Genomic DNA, 16,816 nt, shown 5'->3' with positions numbered 1-16,816 from the left:
TCAACGCCAGAAACCTTGCACATTAAAATCTTTAGTCTTTTGCAAGTTTGGCAATTAATGCGCTTAATAGCTGATACTCTTTTTGATCAAGCTGTAGGCGTGAGCCCAGTCGTGACAGCCGCGATGGTAATGACTTCAAGTTTTCGCTATCGGCTAAACCTCGTTGAACCATCAGTTCAGTGGTGCGATGAGTCAGCTGTTGCAATTGCTGCTGGGTAATGGCGGGTTCATCCCATTGCTGACGCAAATGTACATCGAGCATTGGCTGAGTAGTAGTGCTCAAAGCAGTATCTACACTATCCGCTGTCTGAGTGTGTGATTGCGCGTAAGCAAAAATAAAGCTAGCGATTACTTGCACGGCTGACGCGACATTGAGTACAGGATAAGCAGGGTTGGCATCGATTTGGATATGATAATCGGCATAAGCCAATTCTTCATTGGTCAATCCACGATCTTCACGCCCAAACAGGATAGCGATATTTGGTTTACTAGCAGTAACAGCCGATAGGGTATTAGCGTTGCTATCGTCTTTGCTCGACGCCGACTGTTTATCGATAAAATCAAAAATAATCTTAGCAGCTTGCGTGGGTGTCACGACAGGGCGGGGCAAATGCCGACTGCGACTGCTGGCAGCAAATACCAACTGGCAATCCGCAATAGCAGATTCTAAAGTAGGTGCAATCAAGGCTGATGATAGCAGCTCGCTGCCACCTGCTGCATGAGACACACTGGTTTCATCAATTGGTAGCTTAGGATCGACAACCGTCAAACGAGACAAACCCATTGTGTGCATCGCGCGCGCTGCTGAGCCAATATTGGCAGGCAAAGTGGTATTAACCATGACGATTTGAACACAAGACAAATAGTCGCTCACTGTATGATGGACAGTAGATGCTGCTAATATAGGGGTAGAATCATTACTCATTACAACCCCAATCTTAGATTGATTTCTTGTTCTGCGCGTTGCAATGCGACGGCGATATTTTCAATCAGTGCCGCTTGCTCGCTGATAAGACGCTCGCGGCAGCGCTCTTGTAACTGGCTGCTCAAGTTCATTAATTGGGTCGTGCCCAAGTTGGCGCTGGCCCCTTTTAACGCATGAGCAACCTCAAAACCATTGGCATTGTCATTTTCTTGCTGAGCGACTCGCAGCGCACTTACTCGCTGCTGACTATCAGTGATATACACTTGTATCAAATCAGCAAAGTCTTCTTCTAACAAATCACGCATGTCTTCAAATTGCTCATGATTAATGATTTCTTCAGCTTGGTGAGCCATATTTTTATTTGGGGTTTCATCCATGGTTTTATGTCCAATTCTAAAAGTTAAAACGGTAAAGGGTTTGTAATAAATACGTCAATGTTCTTCAGGTATTAGGGCGTGTCCTCAATTCAATCAATTACTCTCTAAATGGGCTAAATTTTGTTAAACATCGTCAATAGCTTATCAATATCTCGATATTAACGGCGCTATCTTCCTTGTTTGACGGCAATTTATCTCATTTTTATCACCATTTTTAAAATGAGGATACGCCCTAGCTATAATGGAAATGCAAATTGTCTTCACTAACCATATTCTTTAATTGCTGTAAGTTGTCATCGTTGGGGTAGATGCGCCAGTGCTCAGATAGCCCTACGTTAGCGATGCCAAATTCCTCATAAATGCTCAGTCCCAGTGGCAGACAATTATCATTAATGGAGGCATCGGTATTGCTCAAAGCATTATTGGCATAACTTTGATTAGCACTATTTTGATTTATGTTATTTTCTAGTGCCAATAAATCATTGCCATTTTCATCATATAAACTTCCGCCCATCGCAGCATCGTAGCCACTGTTGCCATTAAAGCTGCCACTTTGCTCGTCTTGCTCGTTGTCATGAGACAGTTTTGGTGTTGGAATAATGCTGGCTTGTGCAGACTTGAGTAACGGTTGCAGTCGCGTCAGCAGATTGATATCGCTGCCATGAATTTTGATACTGATTTTTTTCATCCATCTTAGGCGCGCATCGACCATGCTCATGGCACTATCAAGACGGGCAAATAAACGCCCATCACGCTCACGAATGCTGCCTTTGATGATGACGACTTCATCAATTTTCAACTGTTCTTTGACACGATTGAAACGCTCGGCATAGCAACTGACCTCCAACCTTGATGTACCATCGTCTAAGATAATGACATTACGATTACCAAAGTTGGCAATATCAATAATCAATCCGGCGAAATAACAGCTACCGTTATAGCCCGTGTCAGTCAGTTTATCGAGACGAGTGCCTGAGGTATAGTGTTTTAACTCATCCAAGTATTCATTGATTGGATGACCCGTCAAATACAATCCTAACGTGTTCTTTTCTGCTTTTAAACGATGTTTATCACCCCAGATTAGCTCTGGCGTCATGACCAGTGGCGGCGCGGCGACGACACCATCCATTTCACCAAACAAATCCATCATGCCGATTTCGCGGTTTTGACGGTCTTGTTCAGCCGCTTGTACGGCACTTGGCAGCTGACTCATTAATGCGCCGCGAATCTCGTACGCTTCATCGGCTGGTAAATCTGGTCGCAGGGTAGCTGCAAAGTCATCAAAACATCCCGCGTTTATCAGCCCTTCAAGGGTGCGTTTATTAACCTTTTTGATATCAACGCGGCGACAAAAATCATATAGGTCTTTAAACGGTCCTTCACGGCGGCGTGCATCAACGATAGACTCGACCGCGCCTTCACCAACGCCTTTAATCGCACCCAAGCCATAAATGATATTGGTTGGGGTATCGGCAACGAAATGCCATTCACTGCGATTTACCGATGGATTAACCACGGTCAAATCAAAGTTTTCACGGCAGTCATTGATAAAGAACACCACGTTATCTGTGTTATTCATATCGGAAGTTAATACCGCCGCCATAAATTCAGCAGGGTAATACTGTTTTAGGTATGCGGTCTGATAAGCGAGCACGCCATATGCGGCAGAATGTGAGCGGTTAAAACCGTAACCGGCGAACTTCTCCATCAAATCAAACACACCACCTGACGTCGCCTCATCAATACCTTGCTCTGTTGCACCCGTGATGAAGATATCGCGCTGCTTAGCCATTTCTTCAGGTTTCTTTTTACCCATCGCCCGGCGAAGCATATCCGCGCCGCCCAAGCTATAGCCCGCCATCACCTGCGAGATTTGCATGACTTGTTCTTGATAGACAATAACGCCATTGGTATTTTCTAAAATCGGCTCAAGATTGGGATGGTCATAGATGACTTCCTCACGACCATGTTTGCGGTCGATATACATCTCTACCATGCCCGCATCGAGTGGGCCTGGGCGATAAAGCGCACACATGGCGATCACATCTTCGATGTTGGTCGGTTGCAATTTCGCCAGATACTTTTTCATGCCCATACTTTCTAGCTGAAAGACGGCAGTGGTCTTGGCATCTTGCAAGAGCTTGTAGGCTTTTTTATCATCTAACGGTAGGTCTTCTAATACCAACGCATCTTTGCCTTCTTTGGCACGGCGCAGATTGATATTTCTGACAGCGGCATCAATCACCGTCAAGTTACGTAGACCCAAAAAGTCAAATTTTACTAGCCCAACCGCTTCAACATCATCTTTATCAAACTGGCTGACACGGTGACCTTCATCATCACAATAAATCGCGCTAAAATCTGTGATTCTGTGCGGCGCAATCAATACACCACCAGCATGTTTACCCACGTTCCGGCAAATACCTTCAAGCTTAATCGCCATCTCCCACACTTCAGTGGCATCTTCGTAATCCATGTTGTCAGGATTGGAGATTAAGTCTTTGAGCTGCGGCTCTTGTTCAAGCGCTTGACTGAGGGTAATCCCCGGTGTTTTAGGTATCAGTTTCGACATTTTGCTGGCAAGGAAATAGGATTTACTTTGCGCGCGCGCGACATCACGTACCACCGCTTTTGCTGCCATCGTACCAAAGGTAATGATTTGCGAGACCGCTTCACGACCATAGGTTTGCGCCACATAATCAATAACGCGGTCGCGACCTTCGATACAGAAGTCAATATCGAAATCGGGCATGGACACACGCTCGGGATTCAAAAAGCGCTCAAATAATAAGTCGTAATGAATAGGGTCGAGGTCGGTAATATTGAGCGAATAAGCAACGAGCGAGCCTGCACCAGAACCACGACCAGGACCGACTGGTACGCCATTGGCTTTTGCCCAGCGGATAAAGTCCATGACGATGAGGAAGTAACCAGGAAAACCCATTGAAAGAATAACTTTTAGCTCATACTCTAAGCGGTCATCATATCTTTGGCGAAACTCGCTCCAATTATCGCTACGTTTTTCGATGGGAAATAGTTTATCTAGTCGATTATTAAGCCCACGGATTGATTCTGCACGGAAAAACGATTCAATCGTCTCACCTTCAGGCACAGGAAAGTCAGGCAGGACATTGATACCAAGCGTCAACGTCACATTACAGCGGCTTGCTAAGTGCAAAGTATTGTCGATAACCTGCGGAATATCAGCAAATAGCTGCTGCATTTGCGCTTGGGTTTTAAGATATTGCGCATCGGAATAAGTTTGCGGGCGATTTTGGTCGGCAAGTACGTAGGAGCCTGCGATACAAACCCGCGCTTCGTGAGCATCGAAATCATCCTGCTCTAGGAAACGCACGTCATTGTGAGCAATGATAGGAATATGATGCTTAGCACCAGAGTGAATAGCCGCTTTAATAAAGGCGTCTTCACCTGAGCGATTGGTACGCTTAATCGCAAAATATAAGCGATCAGCAAATTGCGCTTGCCATTCTATTAGCAGCTCATCGGCTTTTTCTGGCATTGAGCCGACCAGTGCCTGCCCGACATCGGATTTTTCCGTAAACAAGACAATCACGCCTGCCGCATGCGCTAGAATATGACTGCGCTTGACCACTGGTACACCATGATTGGCATCGTCGGCGCGCCCTTCGGTAAAGCCAAGCGATACGATACGAGTGATATTTTGATAGCCCTCGTTGTCCATCGCAAGTAGGGTGAGCCGAGTGTCTTCATTTTCCATGATGACTTCACTGCCGATAATGGGCTTGATACCCGCACCTAGGCAGGCACGATAAAACTTCACTGTGGCATACAAATTGGACAAATCGGTCAATGCCAGCGCGCGCTGATGGTCAGCCGCCGCAGCTTTCACTAGCGGCTTGATACGCACGATAGAATCAGTGATTGAATATTCGCTGTGGATGCCAAGGTGTACAAATGCCATAAAAGACTCTTACTAGTACGATCAAAAGCAATAAGCTATCGATAAAATAAAGGATGTTTATCCGTTATTTATATGGATGTTCAAAGGTAAATAAGACCTCGATAGCCATGTTGATACGTTTTAAATGGGGTCGTCAATAATAGCATTATTTGCCGTAGACAGCCACTGATTCAAAGGGTTTAATCTGAGTGAGAGGATTTGTTTTTCTTATTTATAAAGGTGAAATTTTGCTGTGTTTTGTCTCAATAGTTGGTAGCATAAACATTTGTCCTTAAGTTATTGCGAAACAAAGCCCATTTGACGCCTTATTTCACACAATAATGTTCATGTAATCAAACAAAGACGATAATATTATGAGTAACATTACGAAGCTGCCAGCATTTGGTGACATGTTAAATGCGGGTATACAAACCATAAAAAATTTGAGTACGCGGAACACCGTTGGTCGCACGGTATTTTATAGAGAGTTTGAAAAGTTAGCACAAATTGTCAATGGTCATAAAGAAATCAATTACATGAGTAATTATGATATACGCCATGAGTGTCATAATGGCTCACCTTGCTATGATGACATCGTTGATCTAATTTTATTACTTTTGATGAAAAAGTAACGCCTAAAAACATCATACGTTTAGACCCGTTTGGCAAAGTCTATTTTTGGTTAGCAGGAAACAATTTTACTCAATACATTAACGAAGGCATTCCAAATAGTGATTATATTGCTAACTTGACCCGTTTTGATAATAAAGCCTTTGCTGATCTGCAAAAAGTCAATATTGCGGCTTATGGTAAAAACGGCGATGCACTTATTAATCATTTGATAGAAGAAACTCAGCGCCGAACGTCTATGTTTATGAACAATTATGCAGATGCCACTGTGGGCAATGATTTTGTCAAAGTAACGCCTGATATGATTATGGCACAGCTTGAAAGCTTGTCACCTTTGCAGTTTGAGTGGTTTTGCCTAAAAATGATTGAACGATCTTTAGAGATTGAAAGTCCTGAGAGTAATTTGACCTCGCGTCATACTGGGCGCTCGAATGACAATGGCATTGATGGGCTGATTATTCAGGATTTCCCAGATGGTGAGGTGCATAACTATTATATTCAAGCCAAATTATATAGTGCCGGTAATAATATATCTAATGGCGATTTGAGAAACTTCATAGGGGCTTATCCACCACAAAAAACCAATCATCATGGCTTGTTTATTACCACGACAAGCTTTACCAAGCCTGCGCAGGAATATGCCAATGCTACGGATTCGCACAGTCTGATACTCATCGATCAAATGAATCTCATAGAGCTTATGATGCAACATAAGGTGGGTCTAAAAGAGGTTAATGCCAGACCGAAATTGTTATTAGACAATGACTTCTTCAACAAGATCAAGTTGTATTGATGGTATCTTTCAATACTTTTCATATCTATTAAAAAAACGCTCTTTATTATGATAGAGAGCGTTTTTTATTTATACATATCAAGTAAAAATCAAATTAATACCCAACTACCGCTGCATCAACGATACGTGGATCAGAAGAACCGTAAACACCATTTGGAGTCAACATAATTGATTGCGTTGAGCCCATGGCTGATTTTGGACTGACTGTATGACCCATTGACTCAAGCTTTTTAACCGTATCAATATTCAGTGCTTTTTCGACCCGAATCTCATCAGGCAGCCATTGGTCATGGATACGCGGTGCGTGAGTGGCCTCAGCAATATTCATATCATGATCGATGACATTCGAGATTATTTGGGTGACAGTGGTAATGATGCGGCTACCACCAGGGCTACCCGTGACGATATATGGTTTACTGTCTTTAAAGACAAGGGTCGGACTCATAGAAGATAATGGGCGCTTATTGCCTTCAACGGCATTTGCTTCACCGCCCAATAAGCCATAACCATTAGGCACACCCGGTTTGGCAGAAAAATCATCCATCTCATTATTGAGCAATATCCCCGTACCTTCAGCGACAAGACCTGTGCCATAAGAAAAGTTCAGCGTATAAGTATTGGCTATCGCATTGCCCTCTTTATCGACAACAGAGAAATGCGTGGTCTGATCACTCTCATAGGGTAGAGGGTTGTTGGCTTTGATAGTAGACGCTGGTGTGGCTTTGTCTGGATTGATTAAGGTGCGTAGTTTATCCGCATAAGCCTGAGAAGCTAAACCGCTGGCAGGCACATCGATAAAGTCAGAATCACCTAAATACTCTGCGCGATCCGCATAAGCCAACTGCATTGCTTCAGCCATTAAATGAATGGTTTGTGCGCTGTTTTGACCGTAGTCTTTTAGTGGATAACCTTCTAGGATATTTAAAATCTGCACGATATGAATACCACCAGAAGACGGCGGTGGCATCGAGACAATCTCATAACCACGATAATCGCCTTTGACTGGCTCGCGAGCGATGGCTTCATAGTTGGCTAAATCCTGTAAGCTCATGCTACCGCCAGCCTCATTGACCGCTTTGACCAACTTACTTGCGGTTTCTCCTTTATAGAATCCATCGGCGCCTTTTGCGGCAATCAGCTTAAGCGATTTTGCCAATTCAGGCTGTTTTAAACGCTCACCGGGTTGATAGGCGCTGCCATCAGGTTTAAAGAATATCTTTTTGGTGCTTGGCCATTTTTGCATGCGATCGCTTAATGCTGTGAGTGACTCAGACAGACCCGCAGTCACCTCTATACCGTTCTCAGCTAAGGCAATTGCAGGTGCCATCACTTGTCCGCGGCTCATGGTGCCATGATCTTCTAACGCTTTAAGTAATCCTGCGACCGTTCCCGGTACGCCAACTGCTAGACCGTGATAACGAGACAAGTCGCTGACCGCATTGCCATCCTCATCGAGATACATATCACGCGAGGCGCTACTCGGCGCTTTTTCACGGTAATCGAGTGCCACCGTTTTGCCTTGCTTGGCATCATAAATCATCATAAATCCACCACCACCAATGTTGCCTGCGCGCGGCAAAGTTACTGCTAAGGCAAAGCCAACGGCGACGCCAGCATCAACCGCATTACCACCGTCTTTTAAAATCTTGAGTCCAATATCAGAGGCGAGGGCTTCTTGGGTGGCGACCATGCCGTTCTTTGCCCAAACAGGGTGATGAATCGCATCTTCAGAATAAATGGCTTGATCGGTATTGGCATTGTTAATCGTGGAAGTGAGGGCAGTGGTTTTGGCTCTTGTCACACGCTGAGTTTCAGATATTACAGTAGGATTATCAGCCATAATCGCGAGATTGATGGCGCTAGTGTTAATCGATGTTTGGTTGATAGTAGTTGATTGATTGGTTGTCGGCTCAAGCGCGTGAGCAGATAGTGATACTAAAAATGTGCTACTGATTAACAAAATAGCCGCTTTAATATTTGCTCTACTTTGAGGATTATTGTCAGCAGTGCGTATGTTGTTTTTTGATATCGAGGTTGGCATTGTAAAGTCCTTTTTACTTGGGCGAGAAAGCAGTAGTGAGAAAGTTGTTTTGTATAAAAAAATCTAAATATTTTATTAAGAAACAGTCGCTAATATTACTAAATTGTAACGCATTGTGATATAAATAATGGTACTAATGTACACTAATTATAGACTGGCTATTTATACAAAGAGATTACTATGTCATCAAATCATATTAATAATCATAATCGACAGTGCTACTCTGAGATGACGAGTCATCATTCGTCTATCAATAATAACGACCATGTATATCAGGCAGGTAAATTGACGTCTATCGCCTTGCTGGTTGGCACTACGTCTCTGGCCCTTTTGGGCTGTCAATCAAGCCCAGCGGTATCGTCGCCTGCGGCATCAAAAAGTATGATTGATTTTAGTACCGCTGATAGCGCGCAGAGCCAAGCACAAGGACGCGCATTTAATGCCAGCCTCACAGCCAAATCTGAGCGTTATCAGCAATTATTTGACCAAGAAAAATATCCTAATACTGACAATCAAGCAAAGTCTCACTTACTGTCGGCTATTCGTCAGCATCTGGCAACAGAGCACGTGGCAGTCGCGCAAGCCAATTATCAAGCGGTACCTTTTATTGATCCAGACAGCATTGATGCAGGCTCTAGTAGCTTACTTAGAACGATTATAGAAGCTTATGTTTATAAGCCTGACGGTGACTATGATGAAAGTGATTATGAGGACAGGCAAACTGAGGCTATGGCAGAGTTAGCAGCGGTAAGTGCAGAGTCGAATAAATGCAATGACAATGAGGACGATGACGCTTATGAAGTCTGTGTTGTAGAGGATGTTAACTATGACGAAAACGGTTATAGTCGCAGTGACTATCAATCAGAGAGTTACGGCGAAGGGAACTATGACACCGATGATTATGAATCAGACAGTGCTTTTTCAAAGTTATCAAAATTAAACCCAAAAAGCATGATAGAGCAGTATGAAGCCATACAAACGGCTAAACAAGAACCAGAGGATGTAGAACAAGGTAGCCAATCAGCAACATCTACGGGCGTCATTGGTCAAATGCTGAGTATGTTCCATCGCACGCCGGAACAGATAGCTGCGTCAAATGCTTATCAATATCAAAATTTAACGTTTAATAGTGTCAGTCAGTACAAACCCAAACAGCGACAACTACAGAGCGTCTATAGCTATGACTATGTGACGCCGACGATTGCCTCATCCATACAGATACCGCTAGCGTTCGATTTTAACCATAGTACAGTTACGGTAGACCCATCGGCAATCATGCCTATTGTGGCGCTTGTTAATCCTGAAAACACCCCTTTACCTAACCAAATGACCTCACATACCGTTAGTTTTGGGTTGCCTGAGAGTATTACCGCGCAGCTGCCGCCAGCAGTGCTTTACGATGCCGCCATTGCTGCCATACAGAGCAGCATGGCAGAGCTAGCGCCTGAGCATTTTAGCGCGGTAGATATTCGCAGTGATGCTTTTGCCAAAGAAGTCGGGGCGAGCCAAGCGGTAAAAGTCTATTTTGGCAGCAAGCAAAGCGGTGAGATGATCGGCAAAACCCTAAAATACATGACAAAGTCGCTACAGGATTATGTCGATGCCAATCCACAGAAATATCCTGATGGCGCTATGCTAAAAACTGCGCTTGCGAAAGTGCAGCTATACAATAAAGGCTACCAAAGTGCGGATGTAGGTTCGCTTTTGCAGCTAATTGAAGCCATCGGTCCGATATCTTTTAATCAGATAAATTACTATTATTTAGACCGCTCAGATCGCCTGCTTGCTAAGCAGCAACGGGTAAATATCGGTGGCGATTTGATGGGTTCGACAACCAGCGTGCTGAATCAAGTACGCTATGATAAAAGCAGTTTTAATAAACATGTACTAACGCCTTTGTTGACCGAGTCTTTTGGCCCAAATGCTAAAGCCGCTATCGATGGCAACGCATGGATAGCAGAGCAACGCCAACAAAAAGACAGACTGCAAACGGCACGTGATGCCCGCTATGACTATAGTGGGAGTAGTGATGATTACAATGATGATGACTATGGTAGCGATTATGCAGATGGTGATAGCGGCTATGAGGCAGCAGAATATGACATTGTTGATAGTCAAGATGACACTGATATCGAAGACGATGTTGCAGATGATGCTGACAACAGGGTAGACGGTCAATAACGCTATCTTGTCATGTTCAAGCCTATATTTATTAAGGATAAAAAATGAAAAAAGCACATCAAATCATTGCAAGTCGTCTTCCGTCAGCGAGCCTTGCGTCAGTTCTTAATGGCAATCGCCTATTTGCTGGTGCATTAGTCACAGGGGCATTGTTATTAACGGGCTGCCAATCTACCAGTCTTGACCAATCCAATGCTATGACTGCTAAGCAAACGCCAGTGGCAGCAAAGACAGCGTTGGCGACTGCGTTACAGAAACAGCGCCGACAGTCTTTTAGTTACCATAGCAATCTGGAGATCAGTAACGAGCAGCAGTTTAGCGATATAAATATGGAAATAGATGACAAAGCGCCAGTCGCCTCAGTTTATATCGATGAATACTGCGAAGACATACACGATCAAGCGTATGCCACCTTAATTACCCAAGCAGAAGCGCAAAATAAAGATATTTTGGCGGCAGATTATGATGCTCAGCGAACGGTGCTCAAAGACACTTATCTTGAGTGTACGGATGCCTATGAGGCATGGGTAGAGAGTAAATATGATAGTGAAATCAATGTGCCAGCGTTTTACCAACAGTTGTTTGATAATTACGACGACCGATCGACAGCGCAAGATATCAAAAAAGCAAAGTTGCTAGATGCTTATGTGCTAAAGCCGCTGTCTATCAATGCGCAAGGCGTCTATCAACCGATGGCTGGCAAGGCGACGATGTTGGCGAGCGTGCAGTATCAAGCACGCAATCATCAAAGCAGTATCAATCAGCCGATTTATCTGGATTTGAAAAACGGTAATATTTATCTATGGGCAGATAATTTTGCGATGTTTAATTCAGAGCTATTAGACGATAAGCTCGGCACAAAGTGGCGCAACAAATGGTTAAAGCTAGCCATTGATGATGGCACCTTACCCAAAGGCTTTGGTAGTGAGTTGATAAAAAGCCACTTTGCCGCGTTAGATGCCACATTTGATGCCGCACCTATTAGCCAGTTTGATTATGTCGCCCCTAATACGCTAGCATCGCTCTCTCCCAAGTTACCCGCGCATCAGCTACCAGCAATGCTAGCAAGTAACCAAGTTATTCGCCGTGTACAAAGCGCTGAGAGTTATGAGCAGTTTTATCAAGATTATATGCGTATCATCTACGCGCGGCTAAGTCAGCGATATCCAGAACTGGTTAAAGAAAGTGAGCCTTACGAGGCAAGCGACACAAATGCTAAGAAATTTACCAGTAAAGCGTTAGTGCAGCAAATGTTGGCAATGATAAAGAGTGGCATGGATAGTGGCAGTGAGCCAGTAGAGGAATCAATGGCAGAGGCAAAAGAAAAGACGGCAGAAAGTGCAATACTATCAAATGTAGATACGCAAGAGTTGTATGGATTTGATAAGCGTGGTCAGCTCAAATGGCAGCATATGCGCAGTGAGCTTCCGAGCGAAACTGCCGCTAGTAAGAACATGGTCATAGATGTTTTGCAGCAGTATTCCGCTATCAGCGCCAAAAACATGGTATTTCCCAATTTACCAAGTGATGTGCAAGTGCCTAATGCCAGTAATAGTATTGATATGCGCGAGTATGGTAGAGAATTAATGCAGTACTATCGTGATGGCAATGGTACTGCAATGGGCAAAATGATGTTTAGTGTCATGCCAATGGTTGAAGAGAAGTTTGGAGCGATTGAATAAACAAAACTAAATCAGACTAAATCTATGACATTGAGGACGAGCTAGTGAATTTTGTGACCATTGACGTTGAAACTGCAAACAGCGACGTAGGGTCTATTTGTCAAATAGGCTTGGCTAATTTACCGCAGACGTCTTTTAGTCGTCAAAATATAGAGGTGCATGGTATTACCAGTAGTATGGTAAAAGATGCACCGTCTATGTATGACATTTATGGAAAAATATTAAAATTTATCGGTGAAAACGTTGTCGTTAGCTATACCAATTTTGATCAAAGAGCGTTGACAAAAAGTCTAGAACTTCACAAATTACCAATACCAGAGCTACAGTGGGTCGATGCCACGGTATTGGTACGTAAGGCGTGTCAGCGCTTTTCGGTCAAAGGTTATAATCTGGCGAATGTTTGTAGAGAATGGAATTATCGGTTTGACCATCATGACGCGCTAGAAGATGCCAAAGCATGTGGCTTTATAATCGTAACCATTCTTAGAGAAAATGGTTTATCCATTCATGATTGGGTAAAAGATAGTCAATACAGTCGTAATTATCCTCAGCAACCACGCACAAACGGTAGAAGTTACCCCAGCCATATCACAAAAGTTGGAGATGAGTCGGGGCAATATGCAGGACTCAATATCTGCTTTACAGGCAATCTTAGTATCAGTCGCGCAGATATTGCTGAGATAGCGGCCAAAAATGGTTTTAATGTTAAAGCGGGTGCTTCGAAGACATTAGATTATCTTGTGGTTGGTGTTCAAGATTTAACGTTGCTTGCTGGTCATGAAAAAAGCAGTAAGCATCGCAAAGTAGAAGAGCTGATTCAGAGTGGTTTAGATACCAAAATTCTTGAAGAGCGCGCCTTTTTACAGTTAATTAAAATATCAAAGTAATGTGAACCTCAACATTAAAACTAAAAAGCGCACCGTTTATACGATGCGCTTTTTTATGTGTTCATAATCAGTCTTATAGGACATTCAGAATGAATGCAAAATAGCCTATTAATGACGAATTACATGCCTTGGTGGTGTTTGCCATGCATTTTACCGTGCTCTGAGCCTTTATGACCTTTCGCCATTTTTTCAGCTTTTAATGTAGCGAGTTTTGCGCGTTGCTCAGCAGTCAATACTTGAGAGATAGCATGTTGAGTCTGTACTCGCTCAATGAAGCGCTGCTTGGTTTTAGCCGCTTGCTGATCAGCTAAGCGATTAACTGCGGCTGTATTTAGAGTGCTACTATTAGTCAATGCTTGCATCTGTTGCTGCATTTGCGCCCGTTCCAATTTGTTTTTTGTACGGTCAGCTTTACGATCGCCGTGTTGTGCTTGCATGATGGCTTTGATTTGCGCTTGTTGCTTTGCTGTTAGATCTAGTTGCGACATTGGACCTCTCATGCCGCCTTTTTTCATGCTATCTTTATGCTGCATTTTACTGGTCGTTGGTGTGGTATCAGTGGTTGCATTAACACTGGTACAAGCCGTTACGGTGAAAATGCTAGACATTGCTAATACTGAGCCCATTAATAATTTTTTCATCATCATTACCTTAATTTATGGTGCATACGTTATTGGTTGCGAAAAAGTCAGTTTTTATCTGATCAGCTTATGAGTGGTAAGTGTCCCGGATAGCCACTATCTATCACAGCTTGTTATCAGTATTTGTCGCTGATAAACGCTATATTACGACAGTTAGAGGTTACGAACATTTATGAAGTATTAAGAAAGGTAACGTTTATAGCGAATCGATAAGCAATTGACTGATAATATGGCCAATAAAGCGATTTAACGCTTAAGGAGAAAGATGTGCCACACATACTACTAGGCGATGATGACGAAGAGTTGACCCAATTGTTACAAGAATACTTGCACAATCATGGGGTGACATGCGACTGCGTTCACGATGGTGAGGCTGTCATACATAAACTCAAAACTGCGAGCAATAATGTGCTTAATGGCGCTGCTGCTTACGACCTGTTAGTGCTAGATATTATGATGCCAAAAATCGATGGATTGAGTGTCTTGCGTCAATTGCCCAATATCAGTGATATCCCTGTCATTATGCTGACGGCAAAAGGGGAGGAGATTGATCGTATCATTGGGCTTGAACTTGGTGCTGATGATTATATTACCAAACCCTGCAATCCTAGGGAGCTGCTGGCGCGTATCAATGCCGTCATCAAACGCACCAGCGCAGCGATATCAGAGCATACGCCGCTACCAGAGAGCCGTTTGCATCTGGATCAAAACCAGCGGCTTTGTCAGATAGATGGGGTAGAGCTACAAGTGACGGGGACAGAGTTTGATTTGTTGGTTGCGCTACTGAAACAAAAAGGCGAGGTCGTAAGTAAAGCATGGCTGTCAGAGCATGTCTTACAACGCGAATTACAGCCTTTCGATCGTAGCCTTGATGTGCATGTCTCACGACTCCGCAAAAAACTCCAACCTTTTCATGATGAGCCGATTAAAGCGGTTCGTGGTAAAGGTTATCAGCTGGTATTATAATGATGGACTCATCGATGAACGCTTCCAAGAAAGCTATTAACCATAAAACGCTTAAGCAAACACCAAAGTTTAAAGTGCGAATCACACTATTTTGGCGTTTGTTTCTAAGTCTATTATTAACAATTATAATCACCTCTATTTTATCGATCATGGTGGAGCGTTGGCTGGTCGAAAAAGCACTAACGGCTCGCATGAACTTACAAATTGATAGTTTATTGATTAAGCGTCAAGAAATGGTTGAGGCATTAAGAGCGGGTGATTTAAGTACAGTTAAGCAGATGTATCGTCAGGACCGTCAACTCATGAATCAGATAAGTGTTTACGATGAAGAAGGGGCGATTATATTTCCGCGTTATCGCAATAGAGATGAGCGTAGGCAAAAAGGTATGCAGGGTAGTCGGCGTGAAGTAGGGCAACCATCAATGCAATCAATGGCAGCTCAGCCCAATGTGGACAATAACAGGATTAATAGTCACGATGATAATAAAATGTCGAATGATAAGTCGTTATTCTTAAACCATATTCTGCAACCGATGATGCCAAATAGCGCTACGCTAGCTGATTTCGACAGTCGCCCTGAGCTGGCTGATGTGACGGTCGTCTTACCAGATGAGCAGTCTGTCATTATACAATTACGTCCGCATTTGCGTTTTGCTGATGTTATGGCGCTGCAACGTGGCAATTTTCCCATACGTTTGCTATTTATTCTCGTTTTTAGCGTCTTGGTTTGTATTTGGCTGAGCCGTACAATGACTCAGCGTATCCGCCGTGTACAAAATACCGTACACCGTATGATTGATGGCGATTATCAGACCCATCCAGACCTATCAAAAATGGGAGATGATGAGCTTGGTTTACTCGCGAAAGATGTGGCTAAACTATCAAAACGGTTGGCTGAGAGTGAGCTGGCACGCAAACAGATGCTCAGTGATATCTCGCACGAGCTACGATCGCCACTGGCACGTCTAGACGTTGCGACTGAGCTGACTCGCGACTTTGCACCGAATGCCAGTCGTTATCTCGACCGTATAGATAAAGAGTCGGCGCGGATGAATGAGTTGATTGAGCAAATCATTCATATTCAATCTCTACAAATGCAGCAATATACCATCGACAATATAGAAAACGAAGCGGTTGATATTTCTGACATCATTAGTGAAATTGGACAAGACGTTTGCTTTGAGTTTCAGCATAAAAATGTGCGTTGGCAATGGCAGCCGAGTCATGCATTGGTGGCAGACGCTTCATCTACCACTGATTCAACAACGCCTTGGACTGTGCTTGGCAACCAAGAACAGCTGCATAGTGCGCTTGAAAATGTCATTCGTAATGCTTTTATGCATACGGCCTCTGATTCAACAGTCATTGCTGACATTAAGAAAGTGGAGATGGAAGGCAATAAGCCTGCACTTCAAATCAGCATCACAGACGAGGGTGGTGGCATCGCGGATAAGGACTTGGCGCGTATTTTTCAGCCCTTTGTACGGCTTGACTCGGCTCGCCATCGTGAAACGGGGGGTTATGGTTTGGGGCTGGCAATCGTTCATGCCGTGGTAATGGCACACAAGGGTCAGATTCATGTCTATAATCGCCAAGATGATATCCAAGGGCTGGTGATGCAAATAACATTGCCTGTTAACTCTGAAGGGGACTAAGAGCAGCATAAAGTGGCGAACACGCGCTTAAAACATCTCTAAAGTGTGTGTATAAGCGTGTGTTTTATTAAGTTTCAAAGCGGATTATTTCAAAAAAGTGGGAGCATTCAATATAA

The 16,816-nt window shown here is 43.6% G+C and carries 12 protein-coding genes; 7 read left to right on the top strand and 5 right to left on the bottom strand.

Translation table 11 applies throughout. The features are described 5' to 3' along the window. Positions 1 to 31 precede the first annotated feature (31 nt). The 3 genes from I3257_RS04745 to dnaE all read right to left on the bottom strand — a co-directional run bounded on the left by I3257_RS04745 (position 32) and on the right by dnaE (position 5,245). Positions 32 to 925: an RNA methyltransferase gene (locus tag I3257_RS04745; RefSeq protein WP_238048979.1), complete on the bottom strand. Its 894-nt coding sequence runs from the start codon at positions 923 to 925 to the stop codon at positions 32 to 34. Continuing rightward, positions 925 to 1,302 (bottom strand): Hpt domain-containing protein, encoded by a 378-nt coding sequence (locus I3257_RS04740; RefSeq protein WP_045455494.1) that lies wholly within the window; start codon positions 1,300 to 1,302, stop codon positions 925 to 927. Before I3257_RS04740 ends, I3257_RS04745 begins: the two co-directional genes overlap by 1 nt. A 232-nt stretch (positions 1,303 to 1,534) precedes the next feature. Beyond that, positions 1,535 to 5,245: a DNA polymerase III subunit alpha gene (gene dnaE, locus I3257_RS04735; RefSeq protein WP_238048978.1), complete on the bottom strand. Its 3,711-nt coding sequence runs from the start codon at positions 5,243 to 5,245 to the stop codon at positions 1,535 to 1,537. Between the two features lie 353 nt (positions 5,246 to 5,598). Between dnaE and I3257_RS04730 the strand changes: the two genes are divergently transcribed. Continuing rightward, a complete protein-coding gene (locus I3257_RS04730; RefSeq protein WP_238048977.1) occupies positions 5,599 to 5,856 on the top strand; it encodes a hypothetical protein in 258 nt (85 codons plus the stop codon). Between the two features lie 116 nt (positions 5,857 to 5,972). Beyond that, positions 5,973 to 6,647: a restriction endonuclease gene (locus tag I3257_RS04725; RefSeq protein WP_238048976.1), complete on the top strand. Its 675-nt coding sequence runs from the start codon at positions 5,973 to 5,975 to the stop codon at positions 6,645 to 6,647. 94 nt (positions 6,648 to 6,741) lie between these two features. Here I3257_RS04725 and ggt read toward each other — a convergent pair whose 3' ends face one another. Continuing rightward, positions 6,742 to 8,688 carry a gamma-glutamyltransferase gene (gene ggt / locus I3257_RS04720; RefSeq protein WP_238048975.1) on the bottom strand — a complete coding sequence of 649 codons (1,947 nt, stop codon included), beginning with the start codon at positions 8,686 to 8,688 and terminating at the stop codon, positions 6,742 to 6,744. A 180-nt stretch (positions 8,689 to 8,868) separates the two neighbouring features. On the opposite strand from ggt, the gene I3257_RS04715 reads away from it, so the two are divergent. The 3 genes from I3257_RS04715 to I3257_RS04705 are packed head-to-tail and all read left to right on the top strand — an operon-like array spanning position 8,869 to position 13,438. After that, positions 8,869 to 10,869, top strand: a complete 2,001-nt coding sequence (locus tag I3257_RS04715) for a hypothetical protein (protein WP_238048974.1) — start codon at positions 8,869 to 8,871, stop codon at positions 10,867 to 10,869. 44 nt (positions 10,870 to 10,913) lie between these two features. Then, on the top strand, positions 10,914 to 12,551 hold the full coding sequence (locus I3257_RS04710) for a hypothetical protein (protein ID WP_238048973.1): 1,638 nt from the start codon (positions 10,914 to 10,916) through the stop codon (positions 12,549 to 12,551). Positions 12,552 to 12,595: 44 nt separating this feature from the next. Continuing rightward, the gene (locus I3257_RS04705; protein ID WP_238048972.1) at positions 12,596 to 13,438 is read left to right on the top strand and encodes an exonuclease domain-containing protein; all 843 of its coding nucleotides are present in this window, start codon (positions 12,596 to 12,598) and stop codon (positions 13,436 to 13,438) included. Between the two features lie 119 nt (positions 13,439 to 13,557). On the opposite strand, the gene I3257_RS04700 is transcribed toward I3257_RS04705, so the two are convergent. After that, positions 13,558 to 14,079 carry a Spy/CpxP family protein refolding chaperone gene (locus tag I3257_RS04700; protein ID WP_238048971.1) on the bottom strand — a complete coding sequence of 174 codons (522 nt, stop codon included), beginning with the start codon at positions 14,077 to 14,079 and terminating at the stop codon, positions 13,558 to 13,560. Positions 14,080 to 14,346: 267 nt separating this feature from the next. On the opposite strand from I3257_RS04700, the gene I3257_RS14220 reads away from it, so the two are divergent. After that, entirely contained in the window at positions 14,347 to 15,045 is a 699-nt protein-coding gene (locus tag I3257_RS14220; RefSeq protein ID WP_238048970.1) for a response regulator transcription factor, read from the top strand. Between the two features lie 14 nt (positions 15,046 to 15,059). Continuing rightward, positions 15,060 to 16,700, top strand: a complete 1,641-nt coding sequence (locus tag I3257_RS04690; protein WP_238048969.1) for an ATP-binding protein — start codon at positions 15,060 to 15,062, stop codon at positions 16,698 to 16,700. Positions 16,701 to 16,816: the final 116 nt, after the last annotated feature.

The organism is Psychrobacter sp. Ps7 (assembly GCF_022129225.1).
Classification (GTDB): Bacteria; Pseudomonadota; Gammaproteobacteria; order Pseudomonadales; family Moraxellaceae; genus Psychrobacter; species Psychrobacter immobilis_A.
This window is presented reverse-complemented; position numbering and strand designations above follow the sequence as displayed.